A 20,596-nucleotide genomic window follows, 5' to 3' on the forward strand; every position below is an offset into this window, starting at 1 on the left:
GGTGACTCCTTCGGTAAGGTGAACTCGACTCCGGAAACTGTACACACCAAACGGAGTCGGACTCACCTTAGGGAGGACTGTTGCCGTCACCACGTCCGCTGCGTGCCGACGCCCGCCGCAACCGCGAAGCGCTCCTGGAGGCGGCGCGGGAGGCGTTCCTCGCCGACGACGACGCCCACGTGGAGGAGATCGCCCGCCGCGCCGGCGTGGCCGTCGGCACCCTGTACCGCCACTTCGACACGCGCGAGGCGCTCGTCGCCGAGGTGTACCGCCAGGAGGTCGCCGAACTCTGCGCGGCCCCCGCCCGGCTGCTCGCCCGGCACTCCCCCGACGAGGCCCTGCGCGCCTTCCTGCTGCTGCTCGTGGAGCACTCTGCGGTGAGCAAGGGGATGGGTGAGGCGCTGGAGAGCATCATGGCGACCGACTCACCGGTCTTCGACGACGCGCGCACCGAGATGGCCCGCGCCCTCGACGACCTCCTCGCCACGGGCGCCGCGGCCGGCCTGATCCGCGACGGCGTCAGCGGGCGCGTCGTGCTGCGCGGCCTCGGCGGCATCTGCTCGATGCGCGCGAACGGCTGGCAGGAGGACGCGATCCGGATCGCCACCATCCTGTACGACGGCCTGCGCCACGACGCGGCGTCCACGGCGGGATCACGCCCGTGACACAACCATGACACGGCGCTGACGGGGCAGGGACACGGACGGCCGACAGTGGTGGAGGCCCGGTTCCGGATGACGGGACCGGGGCTTCTCGTACCACAGGAAGGCTGATCGATCGTGACTGAACGCGTGCGCGTGGCTGTGCTGGCGGGCGGGCCGTCCGCCGAGCACGAGGTGTCGCTGCAGTCGGCGCAGGCGGTGCTGGACGCCCTGCCGAGGGACCTGTACGAGCCCGTCGCCGTCATCATCGACCGGCAGGGCAGATGGCCGGCCCGGCTCGACCGCGACCAGGCGGACGTGGTCTTCCCCGTGCTGCACGGCCCGTTCGGCGAGGACGGCGTCGTGCAGGGTCACCTGGAGACGCTGGGCATCCCGTACGTCGGCTGCGGCGTCCTGGCCTCGGCCGTGGCGATGAACAAAGTGGCGATGCGGCGCGCGTTCCTCGCGGAGGGCATCCCGATCACCCCGCACATGTGGTTCACCGAGCACGAGTGGCGCGCCACCACCGACCCCTGGGGCCTGGTGAAGTCGCTCGACTGGCCGATGTACGTCAAACCGGCCGGCCTGGGCTCCTCCATCGGCGTCTCCCGGGTCACCACCATGGACGAGCTGCGCGCGGGCGTGGAACTGGCGCTCGCCCACGACCGGACGGTCGTCGTCGAGCAGGAGGTGCGCGCCCGCGAGATCATCTGCGGCGTGCTCGGCGACCACGACACGCCGCAGGCGTCGGTGCCCGGCGAGCTCATCGTGCCCGGCGACTGGCTGGACTACGAGGCCAAATACCTCAGCCGGGCCGAGATCGCCACCATCCCCGCCGAACTGCCGGAACGGGTGGCCGAGGACGTGCGCGAGCTGTCGCTGCGCGCCTTCCGGGCGATCGACGGCTACGGCCTGGCCCGGGCCGACCTCCTCTACGAGCAGGACACCGGACGCCTCTGCCTGCTGGAGATCAACACCATGCCCGGCTTCACCGCCCGTTCCGTCTACGCCAGGGCGTGGGCCGCGAGCGGCGTCCCGTACCCGGAGCTGCTGCGCCGCCTCATCGACCTCGCGTTCGCCAGGAGCGGCTCGTGATCCCCATGACACTGGACGAGATCGCCCAGGTCGTCGGCGCGACCACGCACGACGTACCGGATCCGCGGGCACGGGTGACGGCGCCCGCGGCGGTCGACTCGCGCGAGGTGGTCCCCGGCGGGCTCTTCGCCGCGACGGCCGGCGCCCGCGTGGACGGGCACGACTACGCGGGGGTCGCCGTCGCGGCCGGCGCCGTCGCCGTGCTCGCTTCCAGACCCGTGGGCGTGCCCGCGCTCGTGGTCGAGGACATCCAGGTCGCGCTCGGCCTGCTGGCCAGGCACGTGCTCGGCCGCATCGGCCCCACGGTGATCGGCCTGACCGGCTCCGTGGGCAAGACCACCACCAAGGACCTGCTGGCCCAGGTGCTCGAACGGCACGCGGCGACGGTCGCCACCGACCGGTCGTTCAACAACGAGCTCGGGCTGCCGCTCACCGTGCTGCGGGCCGACGCCGGCACCCGTTACCTGGTGCTGGAGATGGGCGCGGGCCGCAAGGGCGACCTGACGTACCTGACCGGGATCGCGCCGCCCCAGGTCGGGCTGGTGCTCAACGTCGGCAGCGCGCACGTGGAGCGCATGGGAGCCGGGCCCGCCGACATCGCCGAGGCCAAGGGCGAGCTGGTCGCGGCCCTTCCTGCCGACGGGTTCGCCGTGCTCAACGCCGACGACCCGTACGTCATGGGCATGGCGGGCCGCACCGGGGCGCGGATCGTGCGTTACGGCCGGTCGCCGGAGGCGCCGGTGCGGGCCGAGGACGTGCGGCCGGCCGGGCGCGGGCGGACCGCGTTCGAGCTGGTGACGCCCTCCGGCCGCGCCCCCGTCGAGCTCGACCTCATCGGCGAGCACCAGGTGGGCAACGCCGTCGCGGCCGCCGCCGTCGCGACCGTGCTCGGGCTGGACGCGGCCGAGATCGCCGCCGGCCTGAACGCGGCCAGGCGGCGCTCGTCCGGCCGGCTGGAGATCGTCGAACGCGCCGACGGCGTCACCGTCGTCGACGACGCCTACAACGCCAGCCCCGAATCCATGCGGGCCGGGCTGCGGGCGGCGAAAGCCCTGGCCGGGAACCGGCGTACCGTCGCCGTGCTCGGCGCGATGGGGCAGCAGGCGGAAGCCTCGCGCGCCCGGCACGCGGAGATCGGCCGGCTCGTCGCCGAGCTCGGCTTCGACCTGCTGATCGCGGTCGGACCTGGAGATCCGGTCGCGATGGCGGGCGAAGCGGCCGCCTCAGGACGGAACGTGTCCGTCCACGCCGTCGAGGACGTGCCCGCAGCCGTCACGCTGGCCACCGCCCTGCTCCGGCCGGGAGACGTCGTGTTCGTCAAGGCCTCCAGCGAGGTCGGCCTCGGGGCCTGCGCCCGCGCGCTGGCCGGCGCCTGACCACCCGCCTTTCCTGCACATCGAAGCGAAACGGAGTTCCATGCGCGCCATCGGCCTCATCGGCGGGTTGAGCTGGGAATCGACGGTGATCTACTACCAGATCATCAACCAGCGGGTACGCGAGCGGCTCGGCGGCAGCCATTCCGCCGACAGCCTCATCTGGTCGGTCGACTACACCACGGTCGAGAACCTCATCTTCGCCGACCGCTGGGACGAGGTGAGCGCGCTGCTGACCGAGGCGGGCGGCAAACTGGAGCGGCTCGGCGCCGAGGTCCTGCTCATCTGCAGCAACACGTTCAGCCGGGTGAGCGACGACGTGGCGCGGGCCGCGAACGTGCCCGTGCTGCACATCGCCGACGCCGTCGGCGCCGAGGTTCGCACCAGGGGGATGCGCAAGGTCGGGCTGCTGGGCACGCGCTTCACCATGGAGCAGCCCTTCTACCGCGACCGGCTGGCCGCCCACGGCTTCGAGGTGGTCGTACCGGGGCGGGAGCAGCGCGAGCTCGTCCATCGCGTGATCTTCGAGGAGCTGGTGCGCGGAGTGCTGCGGGAGCCGTCCAGGGACGCCTACGCCCGGATCGTCGCCGATCTCGCCGACGACGGCGCCGAAGCCGTCATCCTCGGCTGCACGGAGATCGAGCTGCTGATCGGCGAGAAGGACACCCCCGTCCCGGTCCTGCCGAGCGCGCGCCTGCACGCGGAGGCCGCGGCCGCCTTCGCGCTGGCCGGCCCGGCCTTGATCGACCAGGGTCCGGCCCACTAGCCTGATCGCCGTTCTGCCGGAACGGCGGGGGCCGAGCGATCGCGCCCCGCCACCACGAAGGCTCGGGGGCCGACTGACGATGAGCGCGGAAGAGGACTTCGAGCAGGTCGGCGCGGAGCTGGCCGACCTGGGGGTACGGATCTCCCGGATGATGGGCCGTCCCGCGCTCAAGGACCAGGCGGGGAAGGTGTTCGCGAGCCTCCAGCGCGACGGGGCGATGGTGTTCCGGCTGGTCAGGGAGACCCCGGAACACGCGGCCGCGCTGCGGCTGGCCGGCGCGTCCCTGTTCGATCCTTCGGGGCAGGGCAGGGAGATGAAGGACTGGGTGGTCGTGCCGCACACCTCGGCGGGCCAGTGGACCGACCTGGCCGAGGCCGCCCACAGCCGCCCACGCTGATCTGCGGATGTTCGGCGACGGGCGGGGCTCGCTCGGCTGCTCCTCGCGGGCCACCGACGCTGAGTCGCTCCGATAATGTGGGCGGATGTTCCCGGACAAGGTCTACGGCGCCTCCACCCGGGTCATCGGCGACCCGGCGCGTACGGCGCTCCTGCTGCCTGGGCGCGGTTACAACCCCGCCCGGCCGCTGCTCCACCTGGCCCGCAAGGTCCTGCTGAGCCATGACTGGACCGTGCAGGAGATCTGGTGGGACGTGCCCGGCACGCTCGACCAGGCCGCCGCCCCCGGCTGGGTGGCGGAGCAGACGCGGCTGGCGCTGGCCGCGGAGGAGGCGCCGACCGTGCTGCTGGTGGGCAAGTCGCTCGGCACCCTCGCCGCGCCCCTCGCCGCTGAACGCGGCCTGCCCGCCGTCTGGATCACCCCGCTGCTCCACATCGAGGACGTGTCGAGCGCGCTCACCGCGACGGACGCGCCCACGCTGCTCATCGGCGGAACGGCGGACCCGAGCTGGCCCGCGGGGGCGGCGGATCGGACCGGACTGGAATACCTGGAGCTGCCCGGCGCCGACCACGGCCTGGAGGTGAGAGGCGACGCGATCGGATCGGCCGAGTTTCTCGTGCGGGTGACCGCGGCCATGGAGGCGTTCGTGGGCGGCCTGTCCCGCTGACCCCTCAGGAGCCGGGTATCTCGTTGTTGGAGTAGTAGGGCGCCGTGAACGGGAACTCGGTCGCCAGCCAGTGGCGCAGGGCGTCATAGAGCTTGACGTAGAAGCCGGACTCGTAGGCGTCGGGCGTCACCCACCAGCTCACGTCCACGTCATGGCCGAGCAGCTCCTCGGTGAGCGGGCGGCGCCGGCCCATCGGATACAGGTAACAGCAGCCCAGGTAGCGGCCGTCGTCGTCGTAGACGGCGTACGAGAACGAGCCGCCCTCGCGGAACTCGCACTCGTGCCAGACGAGATCGACGTAGTCGTACTCCTCGGTGACCGGTTCGGCCGGCCAGCTGCCGCCGCGCGTGCGGCGGATGAGGTCGATGCCGGCGTTGATGCCGCGGACGTCGTCCCGCAGGTGGTCGCGGGTGAGCGCGTACGCCCTGACGTCGTCGTAGGTCAGCAGGGTGGGCGCGGTCCAGCCGGCGGGCAGGCTCAGACGCTTGACAAGCCCCTCGTAGTTCACGGTCGGCTCCCTGCTGTCAGTGGGCCGCGGCCCGGTCGTGCGCGCACCATGACGGACTGGTCATGATAAATCGGCGACTCGGGACCAATGGAGGGCATAAGCCGGACATTTCGCGACTCCCGCCGCCCATGAGAGGGCTCAGCGGCCCGCCGCGGTGGCCTGTGCCCGTTCGGCCAGGGTCCTGGCCAGGTCCACCACGATGGCGCGGCGGCGCGCGACGGCGGCCTCCTGGTCCGGCTCGTCCAGGATGAGGCGGCGCAGTTGCGGCACGGCGAAGTTCCACGCCACCAGCCCCAGGATGGTGAACAGCCAGTCCTGGGCCGTCTCCCGGCCCTCCAGGCCCGCCTCCACCAGGCCGTCCACGTGCCCGCGGTAGGACAGCAGGCGTTCCTCCCCGCCTTCGATCCGGTCGCCGGTGGTCTCCAGCGACTCCCACAGCAGCAGCCGGATCAGCTCCGGGTGCTCCTGGTACCAGTCGAACAGCTGCCCCACCGACTCGGGCAGCGTGCGCGGGTCGAGGGTCACCGCGTGGCAGATCTCGTCCATCTTGGCCCGCACGACCAGGCCGAACAGCTTCTCCTTGCCGCCGTAGTAGAGGTAGATCGCCTGCTTGTTGGCCTGCGCGGCGGCGGCGATGCGGTCGATCCTGGCGCCGGCCAGCCCATGCTCGGCGAACTCGGCGGTGGCGGCCTGAAAGAGCCGCTGCCGGGTCGCCTCCGCGTCGTATCTCATGCAGCAATTAAACCATCCAGTTGACTTTCTCGCCTAGTCGCGGCAGAGTCTAAACCAACCAGATGGTTTATTTCTGAGAGGGATCATCATGACCACGACCACGCTCGCCCCCATGCCGACCGGCTCTCCCCTGCCCGCGGCGCTCGAAGACCGTACTGTGATGATCATCGGCGGCAGCTCCGGCATCGGCCTGGCCGCCGGCGAGCTGCTGGCCTCGGTCGGCGCCAAAGTTGTTCTCGTGGGGCGCGACAAGGCCCGCCTGGAGACCGCTCTCGACCACGTCCGCGCGACGCCCGGCGCCTCCGCGCTCGGGATCGCCGCCGACGGAAACGACGAGAGCGCGGTGGAACGGGCCCTCGACCAGGCCGGCCAGGTCGACCACGTCCTCGTGACCGCGGGCACCATCGCCGCCGGAGCGCTGCTCGACACGCCGCGCGAGCAGGTCAGCGAGGTGGTGGACGGACGCATCTGGGGTGCGTACGGCGTCGCCCGCGCCGCCGCCCCCCGCCTGCCCGCCGGCGGTTCGATCACCTTCACCTCAGGCCTCTACCTGATGCGCCCCGTCCCCGGAGCGTCGGCGAGCATCGCCGGCATCGGCGCGGTGGAAGGGCTGACCAGGGCACTGGCGGTGGAGCTGGCGCCGCGGCGGCTGCGGGTCAACGCCGTCCGCTACGGTGTGGTCGACACGCCGCTGGCACGTACGGCGATGGAGCTGGCCGACGACGCGGCGGTGGCGGCCGCGGGAGAGGGATTGCTGATCGGCCGGTTGGGCACGGCGCAGGAGGCGGCCTCGGCGTCGCTGTTCCTCATGGCGAACAACCTCATGACGGGCACGGTGCTCACCGTCGACGGCGGCCAGGGTCTGGTCTGACCTCCTGCCGCCGCCGACGGATCCGCCACATGTCCTTACGGCAGGTTGAGCTGCCAGGAGACGCCGAAGCGGTCGTTGACCCAGCCGAAGCGGGTGCTGAAGCCGTAGGAGCCGAGCGGCATCAGCGCCTGCCCGCCCTCGACGAGCGCTCCGTAGAGCCGTTCGAGCTCCCCCTCGCTGCCGCACGTGACGTAGAGCGACATCGACGGCGTGAACTCGAATCCGTGCTTGACGAAGCTGTCGCTGCACAGGTGCTCCTGACCCGCCAGGGTGAAGCGGGCGAGCTTGATCGAGCCCTCCTTGCCCTGCTCGCCGGGGCCGTAACGGTCGGCGTGGACGACCTTGGCGTCGTCGAACAGCGACACGTAGAAGTTCATGGCCTCCTCCGCGTCGCCCTTCTGGAACATGAGGAAGGGAGCCACCTTCTGCAGCGGCGGCGCGGGCGGCGCCGCCTCCTCCTCGGGGGCGTAGAAGGCGGTGGTCCTGGCGACCGCGGCGGCGACCTCGTCGGCCGGCGCGCCCGCGGCCTGGTGGGCCTCGCCCCAGGCCCGGCAGGCGCCGGTGATGTAGGCGCGGCCCTCGTCGGTCTGGTGGAAGGTGGCCTCGTCGACCCGTTCGCCACCCCGCAGGTGCAGGGCCAGGCCGAGCAGCGCCAGGTCCCAGCCGACGCCGACCGAGCCGGGGCCGAACTGTCCCCAGAACTCCGGCGGCACCTCGGCGGTGTGGCGCAGTTCGAGCTCGGTGCCGCCGTCCTTGCCGGTCAGGCGCACCTCGACCTCGGAGAAGCCGGGGTCGGGGCCGAAGAGCCAGCTGACCTTCAGCAGGCTGGGCGGCTCACATTGCAGGATCTCGCCACCTGCGTTGCCCTCCAGCTGGTACGTGCCGCCCAGCCGCAGATCGCCGCTGACGGGCAGGAACCAGCGGGAGAGCCGGTCGCCGTCGGTGCACGCCTGCCAGACGTCCTCGATCTCGGCGTCGTAGTGGCGCCGCAGCACCACGATCTTGCGTTCGCCGTCGATCAGCTCCCTGTGTGCTTCGGTGAGCTCGTCGATGATCTTCCTCATGTGTCCTCCGTATCGTCTTTCCTGTGGCGTTCTCGCCTGCCGCGGGCCAGCTCCGTCGCCAGGGCGTCCAGGCGCTGGCTCCAGAACCCGCGAAAGCGTTCCAGCCAGAGATCGACCTCCTGCAGCGGGCCCGGCTCGACGGCGTAGAGCCGCCGGGTGCCCTCGGCCCGTACGCTGGCGAACCCGTTGTCGCGCAGCACCCGCAGGTGCTGGGAGACGGCCGGCTGGGAGATGCCGAACTCGCGCTGGATGACAGCGGTCACCTCGCCGGAGCTCTGCTCGCCGACGGCGAGCAGCTCCAGGATCCGGCGACGCACCGGATCCCCGAGAACGTCGAAAGCGTGCACGACCGGAGTATTTCAGTACGCGCTTATATAAGTCAATCCTTAGTCATCCAGGCCACGGGCGCTCAGCGCCTCCCCCAGCGCGTCGGCGTGCCGCAGCGACCCCACCACCAGCGGCACCGCGAACGCCCGCACGCTGCGCTCGACGCCCCTGGCCCGCTGCGCCTCCCTGACGCGCGTGGCCAGTTCCGCCACCACCGGCACGCTGCGAATGGTCAGCGACAGCAGCAACGACAGCCGGAACGGGTCCAGCCCCACGAACCTGGCCGGCGACAGGCAGCGCTCCAGTGCCGCCATCATGGCCGAGGCGCGGGTGGTGAGCGTCACCAGCCCGGCCAGCGCCACCGCCAGCACCACCCGCAGCACCGTGGACAGCGCCCCCTGCAGATCGACGAACAGCCACTGCATCCCGAACAGCGCCACGGCGAACCAGCGCACCGGCTTGACCTGCGCCCACGCCGCCGCCAGGCTCACCCGCGACAGCGCGTACAGGCCCGCCACCACGACCGCGGCCACCCCCAGCGCCGCCGGCGAGCCCAGCAGCACCAGCACCGTGCACGCCACCGCCAGCCCGGCCAGCTTGACGCCGGCCGGCAGGCGGTGCAGCGGGGAGGAACCGGGGACGTATGCGCCGAGCAGGCCGTTCATGCCATCAGCTTGCGGTAGAAGGCGATGGCCTCGTCGGGGGCGCCGTCGGCGACGACACGGCCGTCGTCGATCACCAGCACCCGGTCGAAGCCCGCCAGCAGCGGCAGGTCGTGCGTGACCACGAGCACCTGCTGCGTCATCTCGCGCAGCAGAGCGGCGACCTGGCGGGAGTGGCGCAGGTCGAGCAGTGTGGTCGGCTCGTCCATGACCAGGATCCGCGGCTCCAGCACCATGACCGAGCACAGCGCCAGCAACTGCTTCTGGCCACCTGAGAGGTGGTGCGCGGGATGGTCGGCGTGGCCGGCCAGGCCGTAACGGCCGAGGACCTCCGTCACGCGTTGCTCCACCTCCGCGCGCGGCAGCTTGCTGCGGCGCAGGGAGAAGGCCACGTCCTCGGCCACGGTCGGCATCACGATCTGCGCGTCGGGGTCGGTGAAGACGAACCCGACGTCGCGCCGGATCCGCGGGCCCTTGCGGCGGGTGTCCAGGCCGAGCACGGTGACGCTGCCGGACGTCGGCACGGCCAGGCCGTTGATCAGGCGGGCCAGGGTGCTCTTGCCCGAGCCGTTGGCGCCGACCACGCCGACGCGGCTCTCGGACAGGGAGGCGGTCACGCCGCGCAGCACGTCGCGCTCGCCCAGGCGTACGTGCACGTCGGAGAAGTCGATGCTCATCTCAGACCGCCTCGAACGGACCCGGCGGACGCCGCTGTGGTGCCCACCTCACACCACCTCGAACAGGGCGGCCACGCCCAGGCCGCCGCCGACCGCGGCCGCCGCCAGGCCGAGCGTTCCCGGCGGGGCACCGGCCCGGACGAGCCTGGAGAACAGCCTGGTCACCACGACCGCGCCCGTCGCGCCCCACGGATGCCCGAGCGCCAGCGCACCGCCGTCGGCGCACACCCGCTCGTCGTCGGCGTCCAGCGGATCCAGCCCGAGCGCGTCGGTGACCGCGAGCACCTGCGCCGCGAACGCCTCCACGATCTCCACCGCCGCGACCCGTTCCACATCCACCCCCGTACGTTCCAGCACCCGCCTGACCGCGGGCACCGGCCCCCAGCCGGGCAGCGCGGGATCACACCCGACGACGGCTCCGGCCAGCAGCCGCATCCCCGGCAGGTCTCCGCGCGACCGTTCCGGCACGAGGGCCACGGCGGCGGCGCCGTCGCTGACCGGGGAGGAGTTGCCGGCCGTCACTGTACCGCCCGGCACGAAAGCCGCAGGCAGGCGGGCCAGCGACGCCGCCCGCAGCGGGCGCGGGCGCTGGTCCTCCGACCGTCCGCCGATGGCGACGATCTCCGGTTCGAACCGCCCGGCCGCGCGGGCGGCCAGGGCGCGGGCGTGGCTGCGGCAGGCGTAGGCGTCCTGCCGTTCCCTGCTGACGCCGCGGGCCGCCGCCAGCGCCTCCGCCGCCGGGCCCATGTCCGGGTCGGGACGGCCTTCGGGGGCGAAGGGCGCCCGCTCGTACGGCTCCGCCGCGCCCCTGAACGTGCGCCGCGGCGCGGTCGAGGCGCTCTCCGCCCCGCCGGCGATCACCAGGTCCGCCTCCCCCGCGCGGACGGCCTGCCCGGCCACCAGGATCGCGGCCAGGCCGGAGCCGCACTGCCGGTCCACGGTGAGCCCCGGCACCTCGTCCCCCAGCCCGGCGGCCAGCGCCGAGATCCTGGCCACGTTGCCGCCCGGGCCCATGCAGTTGCCGAGCACGACGTCGTCCACCCGCCGCCCCGGCAGGTCCGCGGCCACGTCCGCGGCCACGTCCGCGGCCACCGCCGCGATCACCGGTGCGGCCAGCCGGTCGACGCCCAGGTCCCGGTAGGCGTGCCCGGCCGTGCCGATCGGCGTGCGCCGGGCCGCCACCACCACAGGTGTGTCACTCATGTCAGACCAGCCGCCGCAACTCGGCATCGCCGGGCCGCCCCGCCAGCTGGGCCGCGAGCAGCGCCTCCACCTGGGCCCTGGCCGGCTTGCCCGTGCCGGTGCGGGGCAGGCTCGGCAGCGCGTACCAGCGCCGGGGCCGCTGCGCCACGTCCAGCCGTCCCCGGGCGGTCGCCTCCAGCAGCGCGCGTGACGGTGGCGCCCCGGCCTCGATGATCGCCGTCACCACGGCGCCCAGGGACGGATGCGGCGAGCCGACCACCACGATGTCGCCCACACCCGGCACTTTACGCAGCACCTCCTCGACGTCCTCGGGCACGACGGTCGCGCCGCCGGTCTGGATCGCGCCGCCGCCGCGCCCGCGCAGCCGCAGCGGCTCTCCTTCCCGGTACGGCTCCGCGACGTCGCCCACGCTCACCCAGCCGGCTCCGTCACGCCGCAACGGGCCGGCCGCGCCGCCCAGGTAACCCTCGGCCGGCCACGGCGACCGCACCCAGACCTCGCCCAGCGAACTCTCGGCCGGGCTCTCCATCGCACGGACCTCGATCTGCACGCCGGGAAAGGGCCGCAGCCCGCCGCCGTCGGCGTCCACCGCCACGAACGACAACTCGGTCGCCCCGTAGTACGCGACCACCCGCACCCCGGCCCGCGCCGCCACCTCCCGGACATCCGGGTCGAGCGCCGCGCCGCCGACCACGGCCGTACGCAGGGAGCCGGGCCGGTCGAGCACGTCCGGCAGCCGGTGCGGCACCAGGTGCACGGCGGTGGCCTCGTCCAGCAGGGCGTCCAGCGACCCGCCGGGCCAGCGGCCGGGCACCACCGCCGTCGCGCCGGTGGCCAGGGCGTGCAGGGCGGCGAAGGAGTAGAGGGAGGACAGCAGCGGCCCCGGCACCAGCACCACGTCATCCGGTCCGATGCCGGTCAGGTCGTTGAGGTACGGGTAGGAGGCCGTCCACGATCCGCGGCTGCGTACGACGGCGCGGGGCCGGCCGGTGCTGCCGGAGCTGAAGCACGCCCACGCCCGGTCCCCGGGCCGGGGATCATGCCGTACGGGAGCGCCCGCCATGTCTGGCAACGGCTCGTTCACCAGGAACGGAGCCTCCGCGCCCGCGACGCCCGCCCATCTCGTGGCGTCCCACGTGTGGTCGCCGACCAGGGGTGTGGCCCCCGCCAGGTCGGCCGCCAGCACGGCGACGAGCAGCTCGACCGGATCGGCGAGGCCGATGCCGACGAGCGTGCCGGGGCCCGCGCCCCGGTCCAGCAGGCGACGGGCGGCGCCGTCGATCTTGCCGGCGAGCTCTTCGTACGTCAGCTCGCTCAGGGGGCCGCGCACCGCGAGCCGGGCAGGGCGCTCGGCGGCGTGCGACATCACATGGTGCGCTACGGGCATGGAAGGGTCAACGCCCCCCGGCGCGGAGTCGTTCCTGGTGCACGGCCGGCACCGCGTCCGGATAGGCCCGCTGCACCCCTCTGACCACCACGGCGGCCAGCACCACCTTGATCAGGTCACCGGGCAGGAAGACCAGGGTGAGCTGTGCCGCGTTCGCCAGGGACACCCCGGTGACCAGCGCCTGAACGGGAATGCCGACCAGGTAGACCACGCCCATGCCGCCCACCAGGCAGGCCGTGAGCAGCCGGACGAGGCCGGGGCTGCGGCCCGCCCGCTCGACCAGCCAGCCGGTCACCGCCGCCCCCGGGATCCAGCCGAACAGGAACCCCGCCGACGGCGCGGTGAAGACGGCCAGCCCGCCCCGCCCGCCGGCCAGCAGCGGCAACCCCGCCGCGACCAGCACCAGCAGCACCACCACGGCCAGCGCCGCCCGCCACGAGCCGAGGATCGCGCCCGCCAGCATCACGCCGAGCGTCTGCAGCGTGATCGGGACCACGTTGCCGAAGACGTTCAGCGTGCCGGGCAGGCCGAGCACCGCGATCAGCGCCGCGAACACCGCCACCCGCGCCAGGTCACCCGTCGGGAACCGGCGCTGCTTTCCTGCATTCGTCATGGGGTCGATCCCACACCAGAACGGTCACGTGGGGGCATGGAGGTATCCCACAACATTCCCGCCGATCATCTGCGAGGATCGATACCGCCCCCGCCCCGCGGAGACATCTTGCCGCAGTTCCCTGCCCCGTGCCGGACGCCGACAGGAGATCACGGATGACCATCCGCGCCGACGCCCAGTCCTTCGACCGGGTCGCCATGGAGTACGAGCGGCTGCACGAGCTGCAGGGCGACTCCCTGGGGACGTGGCTCGCGGAAGTGCTGCCGGCCGGCGGCGAGCGGGCGCTGGACCTGGGCTGCGGCACCGGCAAGCACACGGTGGCCCTCGCCGAGCGGTTCGCGCACGTCGACGCCGTGGACCTCTCCGGCCCGATGATCGACCTGGCCCGGGCCAGACGCGCTCGCGACAACATCACCTACCGGCAGGCGGACCTCCTCGACGTCGAGGGCGCCGGCCGTTACGACCTCGTGCTCAGCGTCGCGACCCTGCACCACGTACCCGACCTGCGGGCCGCGCTGCGGCACATCAGGACGCTGGTCGCACCCGGCGGGCGGGCCGTGCTCGTCGACACCGTCTCGCCGCGCCCGGCCAACCCGCGCTGGTGGCTCTACGGCGGCGCCGTACGCAAACTCCTGCCCAACCTCGTCCGGCGCGGCCCGGCGCCGGCGCGGGAGATCTTCCGCCTGTCCACCGGAGCCTGGCTGGACCACCGGGTCAGCGACCGTTACCTCAACCGCGAGCAGTTCGAGCGCGGCTACGGCGAGATCTTCCCCACCGCCCGCTTCGCCAACGTGGGCCCGCACGCCATGACCTGGGACGCCGGCTAGCCAGGCGCGGCATGACCGGTGCTCGCTGCGGCGGGATTCGTCGTCGATCGCGACGATCAGCTCGCGGATGACGTGCCTGTCGGGAAAGGTGAGGAACCGCTGGTCGCCCTCCAGCCGGGTGCCGGCGACCCGGCCCGGCAGCAGGCGCTCGTGCACGGCTCCGACGTCGCGCAGCACGTCCCAGATGTGCTCGGGGGACGCGTCGATGACGATCTCGTGGCGGATGGAGGTCAAGGCTGTGCTCCGATCTCGCGCAGGTGACCCCGGCGGTGCGGGCCGGCTCGCCGATGTTGATGCCGTGCTCGCTGTTGTCGAGGCGGACCAGCAGGTCGAGCGCGCCCCGGCTGATTCCTCGTCTTCGCCAGGGTCAGGCGGCCAGGCGCAGGGCGCGGGCCACGTCGGCGGTGGCCGCGGAGGTCTCCGTGGCGGTGTAGCCGTCGCGCATGGAGGTGTCGAGGTCCTTCAGGCCGTTGCCGCTGAGCGTGATCACGACGCGCAGGCCCGGCTCCAGCTCGCCCCTGGCGTGCCGGTCGAGCAGCCCCGCCACGCCCGCCGCCGAGGCCGGCTCGGCGAAGACGCCGTCGCGGCGGGCGAGCAGCCGGTACGCGGCCAGGATCTGCTCGTCGCTCACCGCGCCGATCAGGCCGCCGGAATCGTCGCGGGCGGCGATCGCGCCGTCCCAGGTGGCGGGGTGGCCGATGCTGATGGCGCCGGCCACCGTACGGGGCTCGGCGACGGGCGCGCCGTGCACGAGCGGGGCGGCGCCGGCCGCCTGGAAGCCCCACATGCGCGGCAGCCCGTCCGACAGACCGGCCTCCCGGTACGTACGGTAGCCGCCCCAGGTCGCGGTGATGTTGCCGCCGTTGCCGACCGGCAGGCAGTGCACGTCGGGCGCGCCGCCCAGGGCGTCCACGATCTCGTACGCCACCGTGCGCTGGCCCGCCAGGCGCGGCTCGTTGCCGACCGAGTTGACCAGCGCGATCGGGTGGTGGGCGGCCAGGTCGCGGGCCACCCGCAGGCAGTCGTCGAAGGTGCCGTCGATCTCGACGATCTCGGCGCCGTACCGTACGGCCTGGCTCAGCTTGCCCAGCGCCACGCCGCCCCTGGGCACCAGCACGGCGGCCGTCACCCCGGCGCGGGCGGCGTAGGCGGCGGCCGAGGCGCTGGTGTTGCCGGTGGAGGCGCAGATGACGGCCTCGGCGCCGGCTTCGGCCGCCCGGCTGATCGCCACTGTCATGCCGCGGTCCTTGAACGAGCCGGTCGGGTTCGCGCCCTCGACCTTCAGCCAGACCTCGCAGCCGGTGCGGGCGGACAGGTGCTCCGAGCGCAGCAGCGGGGTGTTGCCCTCGTTGAGCGAGATCGACGGGGTGTCAGGGGTCACCGGCAGCCAGTGCCGGTAGCCGCTGTCGATCAAACCATGCCAGGTAGTCATGTCCCACACCGTAACAAGTGTTTCGTATATGTCGTCAAGACGGCGTTGATGTAACATTCGTCATCATGGAGAACGATCCGATCGCGGGCCGCCTCTCGGCTGTCTATCCGGAGCTGCCGCCCGGGGAGCGGGCGGTCGTGCGGGTGCTGCTCGACGACTATCCGTTCGCCGCCCTGGGCTCGCTGCGTGCGCTGGCCGAGCGGGCCGGGGTGAGCCCGCCCACGGCGTCGCGCCTGTTCGACCGGCTCGGCTACGGCGGGTTCGCCGACTTTCAGGCTGCGGTACGTGACGGGGCACGGGATCGCTCCCGGCTGCTGGAGTTCGTCACCCGCCGGACGCCGGCGAACGACCAGGCGGGCGATCCCAGCGGCGATCAGGCTGGGGCTGTGTCAGGAGCCGCACTCGACCACACCCGGCTCGAGCCGACCCCGCCCGCCCCGGCCAGGGAGGCAGATCCGGCCGCCGTGGGTGAAGAGAGAGGCCAGGGCGCCATGGTTGGAGAGACCGACCGGGCCGCCGCGGGCGGAGAGGTGGACCAGGGTGCTCCGGCCGGCGAGGCAGGCGCTTCCTCGTGGCGGCAGGCCGCCGAGAACCTGCGCGCCGGGCTCGACGGCACCCTGACCGCCGTACCCGAACCGCTCTACCATCGGGCCGCCGCACTGCTGGCCGAGGCGGGATCCGTCTGGGCGCTGGGCGGCCCGCTGAGCGAGCTGGCCGCCGACTACCTGATCCGCCAGCTGGCCGGCCTGCGCCCCCGGGCCGAGCGGGTGCCCGGCTCCGCTCCAGGCCGCGCGCGCACCGTGCTCGACCTCACGGCCTCCGACGTGATCGTGGCGTACGACTTCCGGCGCTACTCCCCCAGCACGGCCCGTTTCGTGCACGCCGCGCGAGCTCGGGGCGCGCGGCTGGTGCTCGTCACCGACGCCTGGGGCTCGCCGCTGGCGGCCGAGGCGGAGGTGCTCATCAGGTTGCCACGCGAGGCCGCCGGACCGATCGCGCCACTGGCCCACGAGATCGCCGTCACCGAACTCCTGCTCGTCGCCACGGCCGCCCGCCTGGCCCCGGCCGGCCGCGCCGCCGGCCGCCTGGCCGCCCTCGACGAGCTCGTCCAGACGTTGTGACCGCAGCGGCGAGACCCCCGACCCGGTCCCCGCCGGCCCGGGGCAGGCCACGAGTCCGCCCTCCCCGTGACGACACCGTGCCGAACGGCACGTCCAGGGCCTGCGCCGGACACTCACCGGCTGGACCGCTCACGACCGCACCTTCGCCGACGTGCGGGAGTTGTTCGGCCCGCCCTCGCTTCTCATCGGCGGCAACAATCCCTTCTTCGGCAAGACGCTCGCCTACCTGACCTCGCACGCGACGGAGCCGATCACCTTCTTCCATTTCTGGAACGGAAGCGACCCCCAAGCCGAGCGGGCCCGGCCCCGCATCTACGACGAACCCAGTCCTCTTGGCCGTCCGCGCCGGAAGAGGAGCGTTCAAGGATACTTTCACCTTCACCCCGGAAGGCGGCAGACGCCGTCCCACCTGACGCTTCAGGGCCGCGACCGGGCTAAGCCGTCCTCCTGTTGCGGATCTTGACGTCGCGCAGGTCCGTGACCCCGATCCGGAGGATCTCGTGCGGGTGTCCGTGCGCCTCCAGCGCCACCATCGCCCCGAGGGTCGCCTCATCCTCCCCGTCGTCGGGGCCGGCCGGCACCTGGCAGCGGAACGTGAACACCGACACGCTCTGGTCGTGGGTGAACGTCCCCGCCTCGGTGAAGGCGGCGCCCCCGGCGGCCAGCACGGCGGCCCGGCCCGCGTCGTCGAGCTCCTTGAACTTGCCCCTGATCGTCACCCTGAACACGACCTCAGTCCTTCCGTACCGCGTAGTCGAGCAACTTCTCGCCGAGCATGCTCTCGGCGGCGTCCAGCAGTTCCAGCACGGCGGCGGCGATCGCGTCGGAATCCTGGCCGGCCGCCGTGCGCCGGCCGATCTCGGTCAGGACCATCGCGTGCAGGGCGGCGATCTGGCAGGCCACCACGCGCGGCACCGGATCGCCCGGCGCCGCGCCGGTCTCGTCGGCCAGGACGTCGGCCAGCGCGTCGGTCATCCGGTGGGCGAGGTCCTCCAGCCGGGCGCTCAGTGTCGGAGCCGCCCGCATCATCTCCAGGAACCGGCCGAAGCCCGCGCTCAGACCGACCTGCCGCTCGCGCCCGCGCACCTCCCGGCGCAGCCGCGCCAGCACCGCCCCGGCCGCCGACTCGCCGGGGGCGCGCTCGCGCACGATGCCCGCCAGCCGCTGCGGCGAGGCCTCCTCCGGCGGCAGCACCAGGTCCTCCTTGGCCTGGAAGTAGTTGTAGACGGTGTTGACCGACACCTCGGCCGCCTCGGCCACCTCGGCGATCGTCACGTTGTCGAAGCCGCGCTCGACGAACAGCCCGATGGCCACCTCCGAGATGTGCCGCCGGGTCTGCCGCTTCTTACGCTCCCGCAGTCCTTCCGCCATGCCGTCAAGCCTACGGCAAACTTTAAGTCCACTGCACTTTTGGAGTTGACTGCAGGAATTTCGGGCGCAGTCGTCAACCGTCTTCTGAAGGGCTTTGATCGACTTGGAGAAACCCGGCCTGAGGCGCGCACGACGGGGACGAGGCGCGCAGGCGGCAGCCGTCGTCGAGCGGGTGGTGAGTGATATGGCGCCGGGCCCGGACGCCCCTTCAGCATACGTCCCGCCTGTCCCCCTTGTCACAGAGGCGCCCCGATAAGGTCAGGTCAGCAGTGGTACGAGCTGCTTCTCCTCGTAGTCGAGGTGGGCCTCCAGTTCCCCGGTGAGCCGGTCCACCTCGGCCAGCAGAACGTCCGGGGCGACGTCCGTACCGTCGAGCAGGGTCTTGAGCTCGTCGAGCAGCCGGGCGATCACCTCGTGCTCGGCGCGCAGCCGCTCCATCACCGGCGCCAGCTCCGGATAGCGGTGCTCCAGCGCGGGGAACATGCCCGCGTCCTCGTGGGAGTGGTGCACGTCCAGGCCCTGGCACAGGGTCAGGCAGGTGACGCGCAGCTGCGCGCCCACGCGCGGGCCCGACCTGGCGGTCTCGGCGCGGATGAGGGCCAGTTCGCGGCGGAAGGCGTCGTGCATGGTGATCAGGGCGTCGGCCAGGGAGCCGGTTGGCGGGCCCGCGTCGATCGGCAGCAGCGCCACGACCGGCAGGACGCGGCCCGAGCGTTCCTGGTACGCGCCCCAGCCGGGGTCGGCCTCGACCGCGCGGGCGAAGACGCGCTCGCGTTCCTCGCCGGCCAGCACGACGGCCTGCGCCTCATAGGTGAAGACGCCGTCCTCCACAGTGACCCGCGGGTTCGCCACCAGGTTGTGGTACCAGGCCGGATGCCTGGGTGCGCCGCCCGCCGAGGCGATGACGAGGACGCGGTCGCCGTCGGGCAGGCAGCCGAGCGGCGTGGTGTGCGGGGCGCCCGTCCTGGCGCCGATCGTGGTCAGCAGGAGCAGCCTGGCTCCCTCGAAGGGGCCGCTGACCTGGCCCTTGTTGGCACGGAATTCGTCGATGATCTGCTGGTTGAAGTTCATGGGCATGCTGAGCGCCGGCTCCTCGCGGGTGGGGTGTCGATGACATAGGAGACCCGCGCGGGCATGCCGGCCGCGCGGGTGCTACGACACCGCGGGAGGCATGGGAAGACGCGCGGGCGCGGTGTGCTCAGGCACGACCGGTGGTGTGAGTGGCCATCACGTCATCCCCTTTGGTCCGGCGCCTCCATGCCCCCGTCCGTCCTCCCGGCGGCGACACGCGACGCGACCGTCATTACGCCCATATCCGTCGTTGACTGTCAACCGGGCGCCGTCGTCTGAAGGCTGAGTACAGTAACGATAGTCACCTGTTCAAGGAGGGAGCATGACGACCGTCAGCGGCAAGAGCAAGTCCCCCGCGAACGAGCCGGCCTGCTCGATCGAGCGGAGCCTGCAGATCCTCGGCGAGCGGTGGACGCTGCTCATCCTGCGTGAGCTCTTCCGCGGCAGACACCGCTTCGCCGACATCAGGGACGCCCTGGGCATCGCGCCCAACCTGCTCAGCGCCCGGCTGAAGACCCTGGTAGGCGCCGGAGTGGTGCGCACGCTCACCTACCAGGAGCCGGGCAGCAGGCAGCGGCGCAGCTACCACCTCACCAAGGCCGGCGCCGACCTGAGCGTGGTGCTCGGCGCGTTGCAGCAGTGGGGCGACACGCACCGCCCCCGGCCGGCCGGGCCCTCGGCCCTGCGCAGGACGCGTTCCACCGGCGAGCCGGTGCGGGTCGCGTTCGTCGGCGGCGACGGCCGCGAGGTGGCCGGCGAGGACGTCCTGCTGGACGTCCGCCCATGATCGGGGACAGGGCTTTGCCGCAGGTTGAGATAGGGCGCGGACCCACCGGGCAGAGCCACCCCGCACGCCCCCGGCCTCGGCGGGCCGGCAGCGAAAGGAAACCGTGATGACCACCGTACGAGCCGACGTATCCGGCCAATTCATGATCGAGGACGTTCTTCCCGTCACCCGACTCGGCTACGGCACCATGCAGCTGACCGGGCCCGGCGTGTGGGGGCCTCCCTCCGACCCGGACGAGGCCGTGCGGGTGCTGCGCCGCGCGGCGGAGCTCGGCGTGACGCTCTTCGACACGGCCGACTCCTACGGCCCGCTGGTCGCCGAGCCGCTGCTCAAGCGTGCTCTGGCCCCGTACGACGAGAGCATCGTCATCGCCACCAAGGCCGGCCTCACCCGGCAGGGCCCCGACCAGTGGACGCCTGTCGGCAGGCCCGCCTACCTGCGCCAGCAGTGCGAGATGAGCCTGCGCAACCTCGGACTCGACCGGATCCCGCTGTTCCAGCTCCACCGCGTCGACCCGGAGGTGCCCATCGAGGACCAGGTCGGCGAGCTGAAGGCGCTCAAGGACGAAGGCAAGATCGCGCACATCGGCCTGTCGGAGGTCAGCGTCGAGCAGATCGAGCAGGCCCGCGCCGTCGCCCCGATCGCCTCCGTGCAGAACCTCTACAACCTGGCCAACCGGGCCGCGGAGAACGTGCTCGACCACTGCGAGCGCCACGGAATCGCGTTCATCCCGTGGTTCCCGCTGGCCACCGGCGGGCTGGTGAAGCCGGGCGGGCCGCTCGACGCGATCGCCTCACGGCTGTCGGCCACGCCGTCGCAGCTCGCGCTCGCGTGGCTGCTGCACCGCTCTCCGGTGATGCTGCCGATCCCCGGCACCTCGTCGGTCGATCATCTGGAGCAGAACGTGGCCGCGGCCGGCCTCGACCTGACCGACGACGACGTCGCCGAGCTCACCGCGGCCGTCACCGCGCCGAACTGACACCGCTCCGCCGCGCCTGGCCGGT

At 72.7% G+C, this 20,596-nt stretch carries 25 protein-coding genes; 12 read left to right on the forward strand and 13 right to left on the reverse strand.

The features are described 5' to 3' along the window. Positions 1-80: 80 nt before the first annotated feature. From OIE67_RS19685 to OIE67_RS19710, 6 genes are all read left to right on the forward strand, one after another. The gene (locus OIE67_RS19685; RefSeq protein WP_326642365.1) at positions 81-665 is read left to right on the forward strand and encodes a TetR/AcrR family transcriptional regulator; all 585 of its coding nucleotides are present in this window, start codon (positions 81-83) and stop codon (positions 663-665) included. Positions 666-779: 114 nt separating this feature from the next. Continuing rightward, on the forward strand, positions 780-1,736 hold the full coding sequence (locus OIE67_RS19690) for a D-alanine--D-alanine ligase family protein (RefSeq protein ID WP_326642368.1): 957 nt from the start codon (positions 780-782) through the stop codon (positions 1,734-1,736). Continuing rightward, positions 1,733-3,112 carry a UDP-N-acetylmuramoyl-tripeptide--D-alanyl-D-alanine ligase gene (locus tag OIE67_RS19695; RefSeq protein WP_407674870.1) on the forward strand — a complete coding sequence of 460 codons (1,380 nt, stop codon included), beginning with the start codon at positions 1,733-1,735 and terminating at the stop codon, positions 3,110-3,112. Before OIE67_RS19690 ends, OIE67_RS19695 begins: the two co-directional genes overlap by 4 nt. 40 nt (positions 3,113-3,152) lie before the next feature. Beyond that, positions 3,153-3,875 carry an aspartate/glutamate racemase family protein gene (locus tag OIE67_RS19700; protein ID WP_326642370.1) on the forward strand — a complete coding sequence of 241 codons (723 nt, stop codon included), beginning with the start codon at positions 3,153-3,155 and terminating at the stop codon, positions 3,873-3,875. Between the two features lie 79 nt (positions 3,876-3,954). Continuing rightward, positions 3,955-4,272, forward strand: coding sequence for a hypothetical protein (locus OIE67_RS19705; protein WP_106239975.1), 318 nt, complete (start codon positions 3,955-3,957; stop codon positions 4,270-4,272). An 85-nt stretch (positions 4,273-4,357) separates the two neighbouring features. Further along, positions 4,358-4,939 (forward strand): alpha/beta fold hydrolase, encoded by a 582-nt coding sequence (locus tag OIE67_RS19710; protein ID WP_326642374.1) that lies wholly within the window; start codon positions 4,358-4,360, stop codon positions 4,937-4,939. A gap of 4 nt (positions 4,940-4,943) precedes the next feature. On the opposite strand, the gene OIE67_RS19715 is transcribed toward OIE67_RS19710, so the two are convergent. Then, entirely contained in the window at positions 4,944-5,447 is a 504-nt protein-coding gene (locus tag OIE67_RS19715) for a hypothetical protein (RefSeq protein WP_326642376.1), read from the reverse strand. Positions 5,448-5,585: 138 nt separating this feature from the next. Continuing rightward, the gene (locus tag OIE67_RS19720; protein WP_326642378.1) at positions 5,586-6,179 is read right to left on the reverse strand and encodes a TetR family transcriptional regulator; all 594 of its coding nucleotides are present in this window, start codon (positions 6,177-6,179) and stop codon (positions 5,586-5,588) included. An 88-nt stretch (positions 6,180-6,267) separates the two neighbouring features. On the opposite strand from OIE67_RS19720, the gene OIE67_RS19725 reads away from it, so the two are divergent. Continuing rightward, a complete protein-coding gene (locus tag OIE67_RS19725) occupies positions 6,268-7,050 on the forward strand; it encodes an SDR family oxidoreductase (RefSeq protein ID WP_326642381.1) in 783 nt (260 codons plus the stop codon). Between the two features lie 35 nt (positions 7,051-7,085). Here the strand turns inward: OIE67_RS19725 and OIE67_RS19730 are convergent, their stop codons facing one another. The 7 genes from OIE67_RS19730 to OIE67_RS19760 are packed head-to-tail and all read right to left on the reverse strand — an operon-like array spanning position 7,086 to position 12,983. Then, positions 7,086-8,114 carry a VOC family protein gene (locus OIE67_RS19730; protein WP_326642383.1) on the reverse strand — a complete coding sequence of 343 codons (1,029 nt, stop codon included), beginning with the start codon at positions 8,112-8,114 and terminating at the stop codon, positions 7,086-7,088. Next, positions 8,111-8,461, reverse strand: a complete 351-nt coding sequence (locus tag OIE67_RS19735) for an ArsR/SmtB family transcription factor (RefSeq protein WP_326642385.1) — start codon at positions 8,459-8,461, stop codon at positions 8,111-8,113. Before OIE67_RS19735 ends, OIE67_RS19730 begins: the two co-directional genes overlap by 4 nt. A 39-nt stretch (positions 8,462-8,500) precedes the next feature. Then, positions 8,501-9,106, reverse strand: a complete 606-nt coding sequence (locus OIE67_RS19740) for an energy-coupling factor transporter transmembrane component T family protein (RefSeq protein WP_326642387.1) — start codon at positions 9,104-9,106, stop codon at positions 8,501-8,503. Next, positions 9,103-9,780, reverse strand: coding sequence for an energy-coupling factor ABC transporter ATP-binding protein (locus tag OIE67_RS19745; RefSeq protein WP_106239988.1), 678 nt, complete (start codon positions 9,778-9,780; stop codon positions 9,103-9,105). Before OIE67_RS19745 ends, OIE67_RS19740 begins: the two co-directional genes overlap by 4 nt. A gap of 48 nt (positions 9,781-9,828) precedes the next feature. After that, positions 9,829-10,983, reverse strand: a complete 1,155-nt coding sequence (locus OIE67_RS19750) for a thiolase family protein (protein WP_326642389.1) — start codon at positions 10,981-10,983, stop codon at positions 9,829-9,831. 1 nt (position 10,984) lies between these two features. Then, positions 10,985-12,370 (reverse strand): class I adenylate-forming enzyme family protein, encoded by a 1,386-nt coding sequence (locus OIE67_RS19755; RefSeq protein WP_326642391.1) that lies wholly within the window; start codon positions 12,368-12,370, stop codon positions 10,985-10,987. Between the two features lie 7 nt (positions 12,371-12,377). Next, positions 12,378-12,983, reverse strand: a complete 606-nt coding sequence (locus OIE67_RS19760) for a biotin transporter BioY (protein ID WP_326642393.1) — start codon at positions 12,981-12,983, stop codon at positions 12,378-12,380. A 155-nt stretch (positions 12,984-13,138) separates the two neighbouring features. On the opposite strand from OIE67_RS19760, the gene OIE67_RS19765 reads away from it, so the two are divergent. Beyond that, positions 13,139-13,810, forward strand: a complete 672-nt coding sequence (locus OIE67_RS19765) for a class I SAM-dependent methyltransferase (protein WP_326642395.1) — start codon at positions 13,139-13,141, stop codon at positions 13,808-13,810. An 18-nt stretch (positions 13,811-13,828) separates the two neighbouring features. Next, entirely contained in the window at positions 13,829-14,071 is a 243-nt protein-coding gene (locus tag OIE67_RS19770; RefSeq protein WP_326642398.1) for a hypothetical protein, read from the forward strand. Between the two features lie 106 nt (positions 14,072-14,177). Here OIE67_RS19770 and thrC read toward each other — a convergent pair whose 3' ends face one another. Beyond that, positions 14,178-15,242 carry a threonine synthase gene (gene thrC / locus OIE67_RS19775; RefSeq protein ID WP_326642400.1) on the reverse strand — a complete coding sequence of 355 codons (1,065 nt, stop codon included), beginning with the start codon at positions 15,240-15,242 and terminating at the stop codon, positions 14,178-14,180. Positions 15,243-15,307: 65 nt separating this feature from the next. Here thrC and OIE67_RS19780 point away from each other — a divergent pair, with 65 nt between their 5' ends. Continuing rightward, on the forward strand, positions 15,308-16,363 hold the full coding sequence (locus OIE67_RS19780) for a MurR/RpiR family transcriptional regulator (RefSeq protein ID WP_326642402.1): 1,056 nt from the start codon (positions 15,308-15,310) through the stop codon (positions 16,361-16,363). A 434-nt stretch (positions 16,364-16,797) separates the two neighbouring features. Here the strand turns inward: OIE67_RS19780 and OIE67_RS19785 are convergent, their stop codons facing one another. The 3 genes from OIE67_RS19785 to OIE67_RS19795 form a co-directional block, all read right to left on the reverse strand. Next, a complete protein-coding gene (locus OIE67_RS19785; protein WP_326642404.1) occupies positions 16,798-17,091 on the reverse strand; it encodes a DUF6204 family protein in 294 nt (97 codons plus the stop codon). A 4-nt stretch (positions 17,092-17,095) separates the two neighbouring features. After that, positions 17,096-17,734, reverse strand: coding sequence for a TetR/AcrR family transcriptional regulator (locus OIE67_RS19790; protein WP_326642406.1), 639 nt, complete (start codon positions 17,732-17,734; stop codon positions 17,096-17,098). 258 nt (positions 17,735-17,992) lie between these two features. Beyond that, positions 17,993-18,811 carry a nitroreductase/quinone reductase family protein gene (locus tag OIE67_RS19795; protein ID WP_326642408.1) on the reverse strand — a complete coding sequence of 273 codons (819 nt, stop codon included), beginning with the start codon at positions 18,809-18,811 and terminating at the stop codon, positions 17,993-17,995. Between the two features lie 316 nt (positions 18,812-19,127). Between OIE67_RS19795 and OIE67_RS19800 the strand changes: the two genes are divergently transcribed. Together OIE67_RS19800 and OIE67_RS19805 are read left to right on the forward strand one after the other, a co-directional pair. Next, positions 19,128-19,592, forward strand: coding sequence for a winged helix-turn-helix transcriptional regulator (locus OIE67_RS19800; RefSeq protein ID WP_326642410.1), 465 nt, complete (start codon positions 19,128-19,130; stop codon positions 19,590-19,592). Between the two features lie 106 nt (positions 19,593-19,698). Continuing rightward, a complete protein-coding gene (locus OIE67_RS19805; RefSeq protein ID WP_106240010.1) occupies positions 19,699-20,571 on the forward strand; it encodes an aldo/keto reductase in 873 nt (290 codons plus the stop codon). Positions 20,572-20,596 lie beyond the last annotated feature (25 nt).

The sequence above is a fragment of the Nonomuraea fuscirosea genome (assembly GCF_035917475.1).
Classification (GTDB): Bacteria; Actinomycetota; Actinomycetes; order Streptosporangiales; family Streptosporangiaceae; genus Nonomuraea; species Nonomuraea fuscirosea.

What these genes read in the sequence shown, in the direction of transcription:
- OIE67_RS19700 (WP_326642370.1), top strand. Translation starts at nt 3,153, where the DNA reads ATGCGCGCCATCGGCCTCATCGGCGGGTTGAGCTGGGAATCGACGGTG.
- OIE67_RS19705 (WP_106239975.1), top strand. Translation starts at nt 3,955, where the DNA reads ATGAGCGCGGAAGAGGACTTCGAGCAGGTCGGCGCGGAGCTGGCCGAC.
- OIE67_RS19710 (WP_326642374.1), top strand. Translation starts at nt 4,358, where the DNA reads ATGTTCCCGGACAAGGTCTACGGCGCCTCCACCCGGGTCATCGGCGAC.
- OIE67_RS19720 (WP_326642378.1), bottom strand. Translation starts at nt 6,179, where the DNA reads ATGAGATACGACGCGGAGGCGACCCGGCAGCGGCTCTTTCAGGCCGCC.
- OIE67_RS19725 (WP_326642381.1), top strand. Translation starts at nt 6,268, where the DNA reads ATGACCACGACCACGCTCGCCCCCATGCCGACCGGCTCTCCCCTGCCC.
- OIE67_RS19730 (WP_326642383.1), bottom strand. Translation starts at nt 8,114, where the DNA reads ATGAGGAAGATCATCGACGAGCTCACCGAAGCACACAGGGAGCTGATC.
- OIE67_RS19740 (WP_326642387.1), bottom strand. Translation starts at nt 9,106, where the DNA reads ATGAACGGCCTGCTCGGCGCATACGTCCCCGGTTCCTCCCCGCTGCAC.
- OIE67_RS19745 (WP_106239988.1), bottom strand. Translation starts at nt 9,780, where the DNA reads ATGAGCATCGACTTCTCCGACGTGCACGTACGCCTGGGCGAGCGCGAC.
- OIE67_RS19750 (WP_326642389.1), bottom strand. Translation starts at nt 10,983, where the DNA reads ATGAGTGACACACCTGTGGTGGTGGCGGCCCGGCGCACGCCGATCGGC.
- OIE67_RS19755 (WP_326642391.1), bottom strand. Translation starts at nt 12,370, where the DNA reads ATGCCCGTAGCGCACCATGTGATGTCGCACGCCGCCGAGCGCCCTGCC.
- OIE67_RS19760 (WP_326642393.1), bottom strand. Translation starts at nt 12,983, where the DNA reads ATGACGAATGCAGGAAAGCAGCGCCGGTTCCCGACGGGTGACCTGGCG.
- OIE67_RS19765 (WP_326642395.1), top strand. Translation starts at nt 13,139, where the DNA reads ATGACCATCCGCGCCGACGCCCAGTCCTTCGACCGGGTCGCCATGGAG.
- thrC (WP_326642400.1), bottom strand. Translation starts at nt 15,242, where the DNA reads ATGACTACCTGGCATGGTTTGATCGACAGCGGCTACCGGCACTGGCTG.
- OIE67_RS19780 (WP_326642402.1), top strand. Translation starts at nt 15,308, where the DNA reads ATGGAGAACGATCCGATCGCGGGCCGCCTCTCGGCTGTCTATCCGGAG.
- OIE67_RS19790 (WP_326642406.1), bottom strand. Translation starts at nt 17,734, where the DNA reads ATGGCGGAAGGACTGCGGGAGCGTAAGAAGCGGCAGACCCGGCGGCAC.
- OIE67_RS19795 (WP_326642408.1), bottom strand. Translation starts at nt 18,811, where the DNA reads ATGCCCATGAACTTCAACCAGCAGATCATCGACGAATTCCGTGCCAAC.
- OIE67_RS19800 (WP_326642410.1), top strand. Translation starts at nt 19,128, where the DNA reads ATGACGACCGTCAGCGGCAAGAGCAAGTCCCCCGCGAACGAGCCGGCC.
- OIE67_RS19805 (WP_106240010.1), top strand. Translation starts at nt 19,699, where the DNA reads ATGACCACCGTACGAGCCGACGTATCCGGCCAATTCATGATCGAGGAC.